The organism is Saccharopolyspora montiporae, assembly GCF_015209505.1.
GTDB lineage: Bacteria > Actinomycetota > Actinomycetes > Mycobacteriales > Pseudonocardiaceae > Saccharopolyspora > Saccharopolyspora montiporae.
Genome location: NZ_JADEYC010000009.1, coordinates 1 through 13,753, shown reverse-complemented (window position 1 = coordinate 13,753; position 13,753 = coordinate 1). Strand labels below are relative to the sequence as shown.

11 protein-coding genes and 1 tRNA gene are annotated in these 13,753 nt (G+C 69.9%); 11 read left to right on the top strand and 1 reads right to left on the bottom strand.

Annotated features, from left to right (window positions below; translation table 11 throughout):
• Window positions 1-53: 53 nt before the first annotated feature.
• The 7 genes from IQ251_RS05420 to IQ251_RS05390 all read left to right on the top strand — a co-directional run bounded on the left by IQ251_RS05420 (window position 54) and on the right by IQ251_RS05390 (window position 7,324).
• Window positions 54-1,028 carry a Ppx/GppA phosphatase family protein gene (locus tag IQ251_RS05420; protein WP_193927343.1) on the top strand — a complete coding sequence of 325 codons (975 nt, stop codon included), beginning with the start codon at window positions 54-56 and terminating at the stop codon, window positions 1,026-1,028.
• A 308-nt stretch (window positions 1,029-1,336) separates the two neighbouring features.
• Window positions 1,337-2,848, top strand: a complete 1,512-nt coding sequence (locus tag IQ251_RS05415; protein ID WP_370591220.1) for a peptide ABC transporter substrate-binding protein — start codon at window positions 1,337-1,339, stop codon at window positions 2,846-2,848.
• Between the two features lie 71 nt (window positions 2,849-2,919).
• On the top strand, window positions 2,920-3,846 hold the full coding sequence (locus IQ251_RS05410) for an ABC transporter permease (protein ID WP_193927341.1): 927 nt from the start codon (window positions 2,920-2,922) through the stop codon (window positions 3,844-3,846).
• Window positions 3,839-4,780, top strand: a complete 942-nt coding sequence (locus IQ251_RS05405) for an ABC transporter permease (RefSeq protein WP_193927340.1) — start codon at window positions 3,839-3,841, stop codon at window positions 4,778-4,780. Before IQ251_RS05410 ends, IQ251_RS05405 begins: the two co-directional genes overlap by 8 nt.
• Window positions 4,781-4,790: 10 nt before the next feature.
• A complete protein-coding gene (locus IQ251_RS05400; RefSeq protein WP_228046193.1) occupies window positions 4,791-5,822 on the top strand; it encodes an ABC transporter ATP-binding protein in 1,032 nt (343 codons plus the stop codon).
• Window positions 5,815-6,816: an ABC transporter ATP-binding protein gene (locus IQ251_RS05395; protein WP_193927338.1), complete on the top strand. Its 1,002-nt coding sequence runs from the start codon at window positions 5,815-5,817 to the stop codon at window positions 6,814-6,816. Before IQ251_RS05400 ends, IQ251_RS05395 begins: the two co-directional genes overlap by 8 nt.
• Before the next feature lie 169 nt (window positions 6,817-6,985).
• Window positions 6,986-7,324 (top strand): hypothetical protein, encoded by a 339-nt coding sequence (locus tag IQ251_RS05390; protein WP_193927337.1) that lies wholly within the window; start codon window positions 6,986-6,988, stop codon window positions 7,322-7,324.
• A 48-nt stretch (window positions 7,325-7,372) separates the two neighbouring features.
• On the opposite strand, the gene IQ251_RS05385 is transcribed toward IQ251_RS05390, so the two are convergent.
• Entirely contained in the window at window positions 7,373-8,836 is a 1,464-nt protein-coding gene (locus tag IQ251_RS05385) for a S10 family peptidase (protein ID WP_193927336.1), read from the bottom strand.
• Between the two features lie 48 nt (window positions 8,837-8,884).
• Here IQ251_RS05385 and IQ251_RS05380 point away from each other — a divergent pair, with 48 nt between their 5' ends.
• The 4 genes from IQ251_RS05380 to IQ251_RS05365 all read left to right on the top strand — a co-directional run bounded on the left by IQ251_RS05380 (window position 8,885) and on the right by IQ251_RS05365 (window position 12,882).
• Entirely contained in the window at window positions 8,885-9,655 is a 771-nt protein-coding gene (locus IQ251_RS05380) for a uracil-DNA glycosylase (RefSeq protein WP_193927335.1), read from the top strand.
• Window positions 9,656-9,996: 341 nt separating this feature from the next.
• On the top strand, window positions 9,997-11,319 hold the full coding sequence (locus IQ251_RS05375) for an NAD(P)/FAD-dependent oxidoreductase (protein ID WP_193927334.1): 1,323 nt from the start codon (window positions 9,997-9,999) through the stop codon (window positions 11,317-11,319).
• Window positions 11,320-11,624: 305 nt separating this feature from the next.
• Entirely contained in the window at window positions 11,625-12,734 is a 1,110-nt protein-coding gene (locus IQ251_RS05370) for an ATP-grasp domain-containing protein (RefSeq protein WP_370591219.1), read from the top strand.
• 74 nt (window positions 12,735-12,808) lie between these two features.
• Window positions 12,809-12,882, top strand: a tRNA-Leu gene (locus IQ251_RS05365).
• Window positions 12,883-13,753: the final 871 nt, after the last annotated feature.

Sequence of the window (13,753 nt, the reverse complement as noted above, 5' to 3'; positions counted from 1 at the left end):
TGGGAGGACCGGTCCGGTGAACGGGCGGTGCCGAACGAGCGAGGAGGAGCCTGATGTCGCGGGTTGCGGCGATCGATTGCGGGACCAATTCCATCCGGCTGCTGGTGGCCGACGTGTCGGTCAGCCCGGAGGAGGAGTCCGGGGTCCCCGGTGGGCGGCGCGATCTGCGCGACGTGCACCGCGAGATGCGCATCGTGCGGCTCGGGCAGGGCGTGGACGCGACCGGCAGGTTGGCCGAGGAGGCCATCGAGCGCACCCGGCAGGCGCTGGTCGACTACGCCGCGATCGCCCGGCGGAAGGGCGTGCAGGCCGTGCGCATGGTGGCCACCTCGGCCACCCGGGACGCGAGCAACCGCGAGGACTTCTTCGGCATGGTCCGGGACGTCCTCGGGGTGGACGCCGAGGTGATCACCGGCGACGAGGAGGCGCGGCTGTCGTTCACCGGTGCGGTGGGTGATCTCGACCCCGCGGACGGGCCGTTCGTGGTCGCCGACGTCGGCGGTGGGTCCACCGAGCTCGTGGTCGGTACCTGGGACGGCGGCCGGGCGCACATCACCGCCGCGCATTCGGCGGACATCGGCTGCGTGCGGCTGACCGAGCGTTGCCTGGCCGGGGATCCGCCCACCGAGCAGGAGGTCGCCGAGGCGCAGCGCGTCGCGCGGCAGGAGCTGGACGAGGCGTTCGCCGCCGTCGACGCGTCCGGTGCGCGCACCTGGGTTGGCGTGGCGGGCACCGTCACCACGCTGTCAGCCATCGCGCAGGACCTGCCCGAGTACGACCCGGCCGCGATCCACCTGTCCCGCATCCCGCGGGACCGGATCGACCGGATCTCCGCCGACCTGCTGGCGATGGGGCACGACGAGCGGGCCGCGATCGGCTCGATGCACCCGGGCCGGGTGGACGTGATCGGCGGTGGTGCGCTGGTGGTGCGGGTGCTGGCCGAGGAGCTCGCCGAACGTGCCGGGATCTCCGCGATGATCGCCAGCGAGCACGACATTCTGGACGGCATCGCCCTGTCGGTCGGCTGAGTCCTCCCAGTACCCGGACGGCGACCGCAGAACCCGAGTGCGGAATCGATAAAGAACATGACTCCTTTGTGACATGACACCGCTGTGAGCCTGTTCTCACCTATGTTTGCGCTCATCCGGTGCGACGGCGGTCGTGCCGTCGACGCGCGATCGACCCCCGGGATCCGCCCGATCCCGGGGGCCGCGCTCGGGAACAGGAGGGCGCACATGCACAAACGGCGCTTGGCAGCTTGGCTCGCGGCCCGCTCGCGGTGGCCGTCTTCGCGAGCGGCTGCGGTGGCGGTGGCGGGGGAACCGAGGAAGGCGTGGTGTCGGTCAACAGCACCGAACCGCAGAACCCGCTCGTCCCCGGCAACACCAACGAAGTCGGTGGCGGCAACGTGCTGGACGCGATGTTCACCGGCCTCGTCGGCTACGACGAGAAGACCGGCGAGCCGTACAACGAGGTGGCCGAGGACATCGCCACCGAGGACAACCGGGTGTTCACCATCAAGCTCAAGCCCGGCTGGACCTTCCACGACGGAACACCGGTCACCGCAAGCAGTTTCGTCGACGCCTGGAACTACACCGCCTACGCGCCCAACGGCCAGTCCGGTGCGTCCTTCTTCGAGCACATCCAGGGCTACGACGAGGTCAACCCCGGCGGAGAGGAAGAAGGCGGACCGCCGCCCACCGCCGAGGAGATGTCCGGCCTGGAGGTCGTCGACGACACGACCTTCACCGTGACCCTCAAGGAACCGTTCGCGACGTTCCCGGTGACGCTCGGCTACACGGCCTTCTCGCCGCTGCCGCAGAAGTTCTTCGACGACAAGGAAGGCTTCGAGCAGCACCCGGTCGGCAACGGCCCATTCCGGTTCGCCGCGCGCCAGCCGAACACTAACATCGAGCTGAGCCGCTTCGAGGAGTACCGCGGGCAGAACACGCCGCAGATCCGCGGGCTGGACTTCAAGATCTACAACGAGCTGGAGACCGCCTACCAGGACCTGATCTCCGGTGACCTGGACTTCATGGACCAGCTGCCGCCTTCGGCGCTGGTCGGTGAGAAGTGGAAGTCCGACCTCGCCGAGCGGGGCACCGAGAAGCCGATCCTGAGCAACAACGCCCTGCAGGTCCCGACGTACGCGCCGGAGTACCGGGATCCGAAGGTGCGGCACGCGATCTCCATGGCGATCAACCGCGAGGAGATCACGCAGACCGTGTTCAACGGTTCCTACGAGCCCGCCACCGGCTGGGTGCCGGAAGGCGCGGTGCCCGGCTACGAGCCCGGCGGCTGCGGCGAGTTCTGCGAGTTCAACCCGCAGCGCGCCAAGCAGCTCATCGACGAGACCGGTTTCGACGGCCCGGTGATCATCGACTCCAACGCCGACGGCGGGCACAAGGAGTGGATCGACGCGATCTGCGGGCAGGTCAAGAACAACCTCGGCGTGGACTGCGTGTTCAAACCGGTGCCCACCTTCGCCGAGTACCAGCGCATCCACGACGAGAACCAGCACGAGGGCCCGTACCGGTTCGGGTGGGTGGGCGACTACCCGGCGGCCGAGACGTTCCTGGGCAAGATCTACCGCACCGGTGGTTCCTCGAACTACATGCGCTACGACAGCCCGGAGTTCAACGCCGCGATGGACCGCGCCGACCAGGCCGGCAGCGTGGAGCAGGGCAACGCGCTCTACCGCGAGGCGGAAGCGGTGCTGGCCCGGGACATGCCGTCCATCCCGCTGTGGAACCAGAAGGCCGTCGTCGGCTGGTCGGAGCGGTTGGAGGGCGCCGACGTCACCTTCGACCGGCATCTGAACTGGGAAACCGTCAAACTGGCTCCCTGATCCAGCGCTTCCGGGTCCGGACCGCCTGCGTGCGGGCCGGACCCGGATTGCGTCTGTGAGGAGGTACGCGCGTGGGACGCTACGTGGTGCGGCGCCTGCTGCAACTGATCCCGGTGTTCATCGGGGCCACGTTCATCATCTACGCCCTGGTGTGGGCGTTGCCCGGCGATCCGTTCGCCGGCCGCTGCGGTGACCGGGGATGCCCACCGGCCTACATCGCCGAGATGACCGAGAAGTACAACCTGGACGATCCCGTCCTGGTGCAGTACTTCAAGTACCTCGGCCAGCTGCTGCAGGGCGATTTCGGGGAGACCTTCGCCGGCGTGCAGATCAGCCAGCTCGTCGCCGACGCGTACCCGGTGACCATCCGGCTCGCGCTGGTGGCGCTGGTCATCGAGGCCGTCATCGGCATCGGCGCCGGGATCCTGACCGGGCTGCGCGGACGCGGGTTCCTGGACAACCTCGTGCTGATGTCCACGCTGTTCCTGATCTCGCTGCCGGTGTTCGTGACCGGGTTCGTGCTGCAGGTCGTGCTCGGCACCGAGCTGGGCATCATCAAGCCGAGCGTGAGCTCCGACCCGGGCATCGGCGAACTGATCGTGCCCGGGTTCGTGCTGGGCAGCCTGTCCATGGCCTACGTGGCCCGGATGACGCGCACCAGTCTGATGGAGAACCGGCGCGCCGACTACGTGCGCACCGCGGTGGCCAAGGGACTCGGCCCGCGCCGGGTGGTCGGGGTGCACATGCTGCGCAACTCGCTGATCCCGGTGATCACCTTCCTGGGCACCGATCTCGGCGCGCTGATGGGCGGGGCGATCGTCACCGAGGGCGTGTTCAACGTCCGCGGTATCGGGCTGCTCATCTACAACGCGATCCTGACCAAGGAAGGCGCCACCGTCACCGGCATCGTCACGCTGCTGGTGCTGGTCTACCTGCTGATGAACCTGCTCGTGGACGTGCTCTACGCGGTTCTGGACCCGAGGATCCGATATGACTGACTCCACCGGAACCCGGCCCGCAGCCGCCGAACCGGCCGCACCGCGACCGGCCGCCGCGGCCGAAAAGCCCCGCGGCCTGTGGGGCGACGCGTGGCGGGACCTGGTCCGTCGCCCCATGTTCCTGGTCTCCGCGGGGATCATCCTGGTGCTGCTGGTGATGGCCGCTTTCCCGCAGCTGTTCACCTCGGTGGACCCGACCGACCAGGCGCTGTCCCGGGCGCGGCAGGAACCGTCCGCGCAGGCCTGGTTCGGCTACGACACCCAGGGCCGGGACATCTTCGCCCGCACCATCCACGGCGCCCGCGCGTCCATCGTGGTGGGTGTGCTGGCCACCGCGGCGACCGTGCTCATCGGGTCGGTCGCCGGTCTCATCGCCGGTTACGCGGGTGGCTGGGTGGACAGCCTGCTGTCCCGGTTCGGCGAGATCTTCCTCGGCCTGCCGTTCGTGCTCGGTGCCATCGTGATCCTGACGACGCTGAACCCGTCCACCGGCGTCCCGGACCCGGTGCGGATCATCGGCCTGGTCATCACGGCCATCGCGGTGCTGTCCTGGCCGATCGCGATGCGCATCATGCGCTCGGCGGCCATCTCGGCGCGCAACCAGGACTACGTGCGCGCGGCGCGGGCGCTGGGTGCCGGCCCGCTGCGGATCATCCTGCGGCACATGCTGCCGAACTGCCTGGCCCCGGTCCTGGTGTACGCCACGATCGCGCTGGGTGGTTTCATCGGTGCCGAGGCCACGCTGTCGTTCCTCGGCCTGGGCCTGCAGTCGCCGGTGGTGTCCTGGGGCGTGATGATCGCCGATTCCCGCGACTACATCACGGTCGCCCCGCACCTGCTGCTCTTCCCGGCCGCGTTCCTGGTCGTCACGGTGCTGGCGTTCGTGATGCTCGGCGACGCCGTGCGCGATGCGCTCGACCCGAAGCAGAAGTAGGAGGACCGCATTGTCCACTGCGCACGAAGCCCCCGCTCACGTCCCGAACGACGCCGCCGCGTCGCCGCTGCTGGAGGTCGACGACCTGCACGTGGAGTTCCGCACCCGCGACGGCGTGGCCAAGGTGCTCAACGGGGTCGATTACCGGGTCGGGCCGGGGGAGACGTTGGCCGTGCTCGGCGAGTCCGGATCGGGCAAGAGCGTCACCGCGCAGACGGTCATGGGCATCCTGGACGTGCCGCCCGGGGTCATCACCGGCGGGAGTGTCCGATTCAACGGCGAGGACCTGCTGTCCGCGGGCGAATCCCGCAGGCGCGAACTGCGCGGCGAGTCGTTGTCGATGATCTTCCAGGACGCGCTCTCCGCGCTGAACCCCGTCTACACCGTCGGCTTCCAGATCGCCGAGCAGCTGCGGCTGCGTCGCGGGCTGTCCCGCAAGGACGCCACGGCGCGCGCCGTCGAGCTGCTGGACCAGGTGCAGATCCCGAACGCGAAGCAGCGCGTGCAGGAGTACCCGCACCAGTTCTCCGGCGGGATGCGCCAGCGGGCCATGATCGCCATGTCCCTGGCGCTGGACCCGGACCTGCTCATCGCCGACGAACCCACCACCGCGCTGGACGTGACGGTCCAGGCGCAGATCATGGACCTGCTCGACGAGCTGCGCCGGGACCGCGGCATGGGGCTGATCCTCATCACGCACGATCTGGGCGTGGTGGCCGAGGTGGCCGACCGGATCGTGGTGATGTACGCGGGGCGCATCGTGGAATCGGCCGGCGCGCACGAGCTCTACCGCGAACCCGGCCACCCCTACACCGAGGGGCTGATGCGCTCCATCCCGCGGCTGGACCTCAAGGGCCACGACCTGGAAACGATCAAGGGCCTGCCACCCAACCTGATGGCGGTACCGCCCGGTTGCCCGTTCCACCCGCGCTGCCCGCGCGCCGAGCACGTCTGCGCCGAGCAGGTTCCCGACGACCACGTGCTGGTGGGCGGCCGCACCAGCGCCTGCCACTTCGCGGAGGAGTTGATCAGCGGTGAGTGAGCCGATCCTGCAGGTCCGGGACCTGGTCAAGCACTTTCCGGTCACCCAGGGCGTGCTGCTGCGGCGCACCATCGGGCACGTCCGCGCGGTCGACGGGGTGTCCTTCGATCTCGGGCGCGGCGAAACCTTCGGCCTCGTGGGCGAATCCGGTTGCGGCAAGTCCACGCTGGCCCAGGTGCTGATGCGGCTGGAGAAGCCCACCAGCGGCACCGCGCTGTTCGAGGGCCGGGACATGTTCGCGATGAAGGGCGCCGAGCTGCGCAAGCTGCGCCGGGACATGCAGATCGTGCTGCAGGACCCCTACACCTCGCTGAACCCGCGCCGCACGGTCGGCGACATCGTGGGCGAACCGTTCGAGATCCACCCGGAAGTCGCGCCGAAAGGCGACCGCAGGCGCAAGGTGCAGGAACTGCTCGACGTCGTCGGGCTGAACCCCGAGCACGTCCAGCGCTACCCGCACCAGTTCTCCGGCGGCCAGCGGCAGCGCATCGGCATCGCCCGCGCGCTGGCGCTGCGGCCGAAGGTACTCGTGTGCGACGAACCGGTGTCCGCGCTGGACGTGTCGATCCAGGCCCAGGTGATGAACCTGCTCGGCGAGCTGCAGCAGGAGTTCGGGTTGTCCTACGTGTTCATCGCGCACGACCTCGGCGTGGTGCGGCACCTGTCCGACCGGGTGGCGGTGATGTACCTCGGGCGCGTCGTGGAGACCGGGACCGACGAGGAGATCTACCAGCACCCGCAGCACCCCTACACCCAGGCGCTGCTGTCCGCGGTGCCGGTGCCCGACCCGGCGGTGCGCGGCAAGCGCGAGGTCATCCGGCTCACCGGTGACGTGCCCAGCCCGGCCGATCCGCCGTCCGGCTGCCGGTTCCGCACCCGCTGCTGGAAGGCCGAGGACATCTGCGCCGAGCAGACCCCGGCGCTGGAGATCCGCACCGGCGGGCACCCCGCGGCCTGCCACTTCGCGGAGGAGCGGCCGCAGGTGCTGAGCTGATCCCGGCCGCGGCGCGAGAAAAACCCCCGGCGCGTACGCGAGGTACTGGCTGACCGGGGGACTACACCGGGAACTTTACCATGCTGCCCCAGCGCAGTCACTCGGTGTCGAGTGGTAGAACGCGTTCCGTGATCGAAGACGGGACACCGATGTCGCTGTACTTGCTCGGGTGGCGGCCAGTTTTCACCACGATCTCGCGATCGCCGAGGTCGTCCTGCGCAACGCTATGAACGACCGCCTCGTCGAGCAGTACGGGCCGCGGTGGTGGGCCAACGAAAAGCTCCTGGACGAACGGGGGCAGAACGCGGTGGCCAAAGCGTTCAAGGACGCTCGGTGCACCGCGGAGAGCCCGCCAGGGCGCATCGTCGCCCAACTGGCCATGGGATTCTGGGTTCATCTGCTCGAACCGGGCGGATTCGTCGGACGCCCGCCGTTTCGCGCGCGACGGTATTACGACGCAGTACTCTGGCGGCCTGCCACTTCGCGGAGGAGCGGCCGCAGGTGCTGAGCTGATCCCGGCCGCGGCGGGGAAGCCGTCCCCGCCGCGGCGGACGGGTCAGCGCGGCGCCACGAACTCCGCGAGGTCGGCGGATTGCTGCCTGCGCGACGGGTCGTGCACGTACATCATGTGGCCCGCGTCGTAGTAGCGGACGTCGATGTTGTCGTGCAGCTGTTGCGGGATCTCCAGCTGGGCCAGCGTGTGCTCGGCGGCGAAGTACGGCGTCGCGCCGTCGGTCCGGCCGCTGCCCACGTGCACCCGCAGGTGCGGGTTGGCGCGCATCGCCGCGGCGAGCCGGTCCGCCGCGGTCACGCTGGAGCCCTCGAACTCCTTGTACGACCAGGGGTGCACCCTGCTGGACAGCGTCTCGTAGGGCAGGTCGCTGCGGTAGCCGAGCTCCTCGCGCATGTAGTGGTTGATCCCGGCCGAGTAGGCGCCGCGGATCCCGGAGATGCTGGGATCGTCGGTGAACCGCTCGGCCGCCGCGTCCGGTTCCCAACCGGTGAACCGCCCGTCCATCCGGCCGGTGGTCAGCCGCCGGTCGCGCAACAGCTCGCTGAAGAACCGCAGGTGCTCGATGCGCAGGTTCGCGCGCAGCACGTAGTCCTCGGTCAGCCCGGTCAGATCGGCGACCCGGCGCGCGATGCGGGTGCGCTGCTCCTCGGTCAGCCGCGCACCGCGGGCCAGCGCCCACGGGTAGTCGGTGGCGGCGAAATCCTCGGCTTCGGTGAGCACGTCGGACAGCGCCCGGTCGCCGTGCTTGCCGTGGTGGTGCGCGATCGCCGCGTAGGTCGGCAGGTACAGCGCGTACGGCAGGTCGTTGCCCTCGGTGAACCGGATGGTGCCCATGTCCAGCACCGAGGAGATCAGCATCAGCCCGTTCGGGTACCAGCCGTGCCTGCTCTGCAGGTGCTCGGCCAGCGCGGCAGCGCGCAACGTGCCGTAGGACTCGCCGGCCAGGTACTTCGGCGACATCCATCGCCCGTTGCGCGTCGTCCACAGCCGGATGGCCTCGCCGACGGATTCGATGTCGCCCTGGAAACCGTGGAAATCACCGGGCTTTCCGCCCTCGACGGCGCGCGAGTACCCGGTGGACACCGGGTCGATGAACACGAGATCGCTGTGCGCGAGCAGGGTTTCGGCGTTGTCGGTGAGTTCGTAGGGCGGTGCGGCGAGATCCCCGGCGTCGCCGGACACCACGCGCCGCGGCCCGAGCAGCCCGAGGTGCAGCCACACGCTCGCGGACCCCGGGCCGCCGTTGAACGCGAACGTGACCGGCCTGCCCGGTTGGGCATCGGCGACGTAGCTGGTCAGGAACAGCTCGGCCTTCGGCTTGTGGCCGTTGAACGTGCCGTCCTCGTGCACCTCTTCGCGCAGCACGATCCGGCCGGTGGTGGCCGTGTAGGCGAGTTCGCCGCCCGGGGTGCTGATCGAGTGGTGCGTGCTGACCAGGTCGTCGACCGGTTCGGCCGCCTGCTGCTGCGCGGTCCCGTCCGCGCTGTCCTTCTCGGTGGCTGACATGGGGCCACCGTACGTGCCGCGGATCGGGTTTTCTGCCACGTTGGACCGATGACCGATGTGCGCTCCGAGCTGGTGGCCGATCCGGTGGGCGAGCCCCGCGAGGTGGCTCCGACGACGCGCGACGTGACCGGGTTGGACGAGCTGGTGGTGCGCTGCACGGCCTGCCCGCGGCTGGTGGCGTGGCGCGAGGAGGTGGCCCGGGTCAAGCGGGCCGCGTTCCGCGCGGAGACGTACTGGGGCAGGCCCGTGCCGGGTTTCGGGCCGCCGGACGCGGCGCTGGCGGTGGTCGGGCTGGCTCCCGCCGCACACGGCGCCAACCGCACCGGCCGGATGTTCACCGGCGACCGCTCCGGCGATGTGCTCTACCGCGCGATGTACGACGTGGGCCTGGCCTCGCAACCCGCGGTCACCGGCCCCGGCGACGGGATGCGGTTGCACGGCGCGCGGATCACGGCACCGGTGCGCTGCGCTCCGCCCGCCAACAAGCCCACCCCGGCCGAACGGGACACCTGCCGCCCGTGGATGGCCCGTGAGCTGGCGCTACTGCGCCCGACGCTGCGCGTGGTGCTGGCGCTGGGCGGGTTCGGCTGGCAGGCGGTGCTGCCGGTGCTGGACGAGGAGGTCTGGCAGGTGCCGCGCCCGCGGCCGAAGTTCGGGCACCGCGCGCACGCCGTGCTGCCGGCCACCGACGGTGGTCCGGACCTGCACCTGCTCGGCTCGTACCACGTCAGCCAGCAGAACACGTTCACCGGCAAGCTCACCCCGGCCATGCTGCGCGAGGTCCTGCACCAGGCGAAGGACCTCGCCGGCCTGTCCTGACCGGGGCGGACCGGCACTGATCCCGTCCGCGCCGGAGATCTCGGAGCACATCGGCCGCCTTGCCCGGTGCGGCGCGAAAAGCGCGGTGTGTCGGGGAAGTCCCGCTCAGCGATGTTGATTTGCACATCGGCGCGGGGCGTTCGGTACAGTGGCTGGCACACCAGGACCGCGGCGGCCCGCCGACCGGCGACCGCGCTCGATCAGCCCGACAACCGGGTACGCACGCAGTGCGTTCGACCACTCACGGTGCGTCTGCCGTGATCGACGCCACTGGCGACCGGCGTCACATTCAGGGGGGTCGGCGCAGCGCGAGCGCGCGCTTCGGTGCGAGCATGGCGGACATGGCTGGTAAATCCGATCCCACGCGGATTCTCATCCTCGGCGGCGGTTACGTCGGTATGTACACGGCACTTCAGCTGCAGAAGAAGCTGGGTCGTCGTGAAGCTTCCGTCACGGTCGTCGATCCTCAGCCGCACATGACCTACCAGCCCTTCCTCCCGGAAGCGGCAGCAGGTTCGGTCGAACCGCGCCATGTGGTAGCGCCACTGCGACGAGTGTTGAAGCGGTGCCACGTGATCACCGCCGCCGTCAGCGAGATCAAGCACGACGACAAGCTCGTGACGATCGAGAACCCGCAGACCGGCTCCGAGACGCTCTCCTACGACGTGCTCGTCGTGGCGCTCGGATCCGTTCCCCGGCTGCTGCCCATCCCCGGGCTCGCCGAGCAGGGCATCTCGCTGAAGACCGTTGGTGAGGCCGCGTACCTGCGCAACCACGTGCTCGCCAAGATGGACGCCGCGGACAACACCGACGACGAGGAGCTGCGCAAGCGGCTGCTGACTTTCACCTTCGTCGGCGGCGGGTTCGCCGGTGTCGAGGCCTTGGCCGAGCTGGAGGACATGGCCCGGTACGCGAGCCGCGACTACCGCAACGTCAAGCCCGAGGACATGTCCTGGTCGCTGATCGAGGCCGCCGGCCGGGTGATGCCCGAGGTCAGCGAGAAGATGGGCGTCTACGTGGTCAAGGCGCTCGAAGACCGCAACATCAAGGTCTACCTGAACACCTTCCTGAAGTCGGTGGAGGACGGGCACGCCGTGCTCTCCGACGGCACCGAGTTCGACACCGAGACGCTGGTGTGGAACGCGGGCGTGAAGGCCAACCCGGTGCTCAAGAAGAGCGATCTGCCGCTGGACGAGCGCGGCCGGATCAAGGCCACCTCGCACCTGCAGGTCGAGGGGCTGCCCGGGGTGTGGGCCGCCGGTGACTGCGCCGCGGTGCCGGACCTGTCCAAGGCCGAGGAGGACCCGAACGCCACCTGCGCCCCCTCGGCGCAGCACGCGGTCCGGCAGTCCAAGCAGCTGGCCAAGAACATGCTGTCCTCGCTGCGCGGCAAGCAGACCGAGCGCTACTTCCACAAGTACCTCGGTTCGGTGGCCGGCCTCGGGTTGTACAAGGGCGTCGCCGACGTGAACGGCATCAAGGCCAAAGGCTTCGTCGCCTGGTTCATGCACCGCACCTACCACGTCAGCAAGATGCCCACGTTCAACCGCAAGCTGCGGATCGTCGTGGACTGGACGCTGGCCTTCCTGTTCAAGCGGGAAGCGGTCTCCATGGGCCAGATCCAGAACCCGCGCGAGGCCTTCGAGCGGGCGGCCACCAGCTGATCGACGCTCCCGGGATGCCGCGTGCCGTTTTCGGCGCGCGGCATTCGTGCGTCCGGGCGGTGCACGGCGTCCCACGGGTGGAGAGGGCCATGGGGCGTTCTTGACAATCCGTAGTGGGAGATCGAAGACTGCTCCCCGAATCTTCACCTGAACGGGTGCGTCCACGGGGGAAGGGGCAGGCCCTTGACGCTCAGCGAACTCGCCGCGCTGCTGCGCAGCGGAACGGTCGACGAGGGTCCGCTCGCCGAGTTCGACGCGGACTACCGCGCGGCCGCCGAGCTCGTGCGCAAGAAGGACGACTGACGGTGGGCCCCTCCCCAGCCGGGGAAGGTCGAGCCGGGGACGAGCCGCCGCTGGCCCCCGCTCCGATGCTGCTGCAGGGGCAGGAGTACTTCTTCCGGTCCCCGGGCATCGGCCTCGATTTCCAGGACCGGATGTACCGCGCCGACCTCGTCTCCGAAGAACCCGGCGACCCGGCGCCGTGCGTGCTGGTGCTCGCCCGCGCCGCGGACATGGAGATGAACGAGCTGTCCCTGGCGCTGGCCGAACGCGATATCCGCATGGTGCGCATCGACGCCGACCGGTGCGTCGACCTGGGCTTGACCATTTACACCGACGCCCCGCTGATCGAACTCGACCGGTGGCTGCTGCGCCCGGTCCTCGTCTGGCGGCGGCACTTCGACGTCACCGCCATCCCCGTCGACCCCACGACGGTGCAGGGCGCCTACGTTCGCGAGCAGTGGCACGCGGTCGCGGGCTGGCTGTCCGGACGTGCCGACTGGACGCAGGTCAACGCGGGCGGCGCGGGAGAATACCTGGACCGCCTCACGCAACTGCGCGATGCGGGCGACTTCGGGCTGAGCCTGCCGCGCACCGCGGTCACGACCATGCCCGGCAGGACCCGTCCCGGCGGCGGGAGGTGCATCGTGAAGACTGCGGGCCACCACCTGCTGGAACCGCAACCGGGAGCCCTGCGCGGCCTGTTCCCGCAGCCGCTGGACGTCCGGCGCGCCGCGGAACCGCGCGAGCCCGCCCCGGTGCTCGTCCAGCAGTACGTGGAAGCGGAGCAGGAACTGCGGGTGTTCGTCGTCGGCGGGGAGGTGATCGGCTTCCGGGTGCGCAAACTCGACCCGGCCCAGCTGTGGGTCGACCCGGAATCGGTATCCGTGGAACCCGTCGACGTACCGACCGGGCTCGCCGAGCGGCTCCTGGCGCTCAGCGCGCACTGGGGGTTGAACGTCGCCGCGTTCGACCTGCTCGACACCGGCGCCGACTGGGTCTTCCTGGAGGTGAACGTCAACTGCGACTGGTGGTGGTTCGAACAGCGCTCCGGCTGCACGGCGGTGTCCGACGCCGTGCACGCGTGGATCGGCGCGAAGTTCGGTGAACTCGCCGGAGAACCCGCGCACCGCTGAGCGGGCGGTCGCACTGGTGATCGTGCACCGGGCCGGGCACGGTACCGGTACCGGAGCGGACCCCGGCCCCACGAGCCCCCGTAGCCCAATTGGCAGAGGCAGACGACTTAAAATCGTTCGAGTGTCGGTTCGAACCCGACCGGGGGCACCCTTCTGCTGTGTGCTGGTTTTGCTGCGCGCTGCGGGCGAGAACCTCAGCGGCGCCGCTTGCCTGACGGCTTCGCCGCGCCTTGCTCGCCACGTCGGTGGCTCGTCTCGGTGAGCGGGTCTGCGGGGTGTTTCGAGGTGATCTAGCGTCCTTCGCGGCGGAGCTGATCGTTTGGGCTTTCGCCGTTGACGCTCCTTCCTCGATGGCCTTGGGGGTCTGTGGTGTTCCCTGCGCGAACGGTTCCGGAGCGGCGATGGCTTCCTCGTGCGCTGATCGTCGGGTGCGCTTGCCCGGGCCTGCTGGTTTCCGGGCCCGCCGCGTTCGCCGGAGCTGGAACGGCTGGTCACGTGTTCGCGCAGGCCGGTTCTCCCGGATCGCTGCCCGCGCTGCTGTTCCCCTCGCTGCTCGTGCTGGTGCTGGGCTCGGTGGCGATGCTGGTGGCCGCTCGGCACAATTCGCGGCGCTGATCGGCTGACCGGCGGTTTCGGGATGTTCGACACGTGATCACCGCAGGGACTTTCGCCCGGACGTGATCACCCGTCACAATGCGCGACCATGGCCAACGAGCGCGCAGACTCCCGCGACGGGTACCCGCAGTCGGGGCAGCCCGGTCCTGAAGGGCAGCCACCCCCGCCACCGGGACGTCCGCCGCAACCGCCGCCGCCCGGGGCCCCGCCGCCGCAGCCGGGTCAGGTACCGCCCGAACCCCCCACCCGGCAGGGCGTGCCACCGGCCGCACCGCAGCCCGACGCGACCCGGCAGGTACCGCCGCCTCCGCCCGCGCCACCGGAGGGCGGTCGACCGATGCCGCCGCAGCCACCCCCGGGACCGCCCGGGCCCGGAGCCCCCGGACCGCACGGCGCGGTCCCGC

What these genes read in the sequence shown, in the direction of transcription:
- IQ251_RS05420 (WP_193927343.1), top strand. Translation starts at nt 54, where the DNA reads ATGTCGCGGGTTGCGGCGATCGATTGCGGGACCAATTCCATCCGGCTG.
- IQ251_RS05405 (WP_193927340.1), top strand. Translation starts at nt 3,839, where the DNA reads ATGACTGACTCCACCGGAACCCGGCCCGCAGCCGCCGAACCGGCCGCA.
- IQ251_RS05385 (WP_193927336.1), bottom strand. Translation starts at nt 8,836, where the DNA reads ATGTCAGCCACCGAGAAGGACAGCGCGGACGGGACCGCGCAGCAGCAG.
- IQ251_RS05380 (WP_193927335.1), top strand. Translation starts at nt 8,885, where the DNA reads ATGACCGATGTGCGCTCCGAGCTGGTGGCCGATCCGGTGGGCGAGCCC.
- IQ251_RS05375 (WP_193927334.1), top strand. Translation starts at nt 9,997, where the DNA reads ATGGCTGGTAAATCCGATCCCACGCGGATTCTCATCCTCGGCGGCGGT.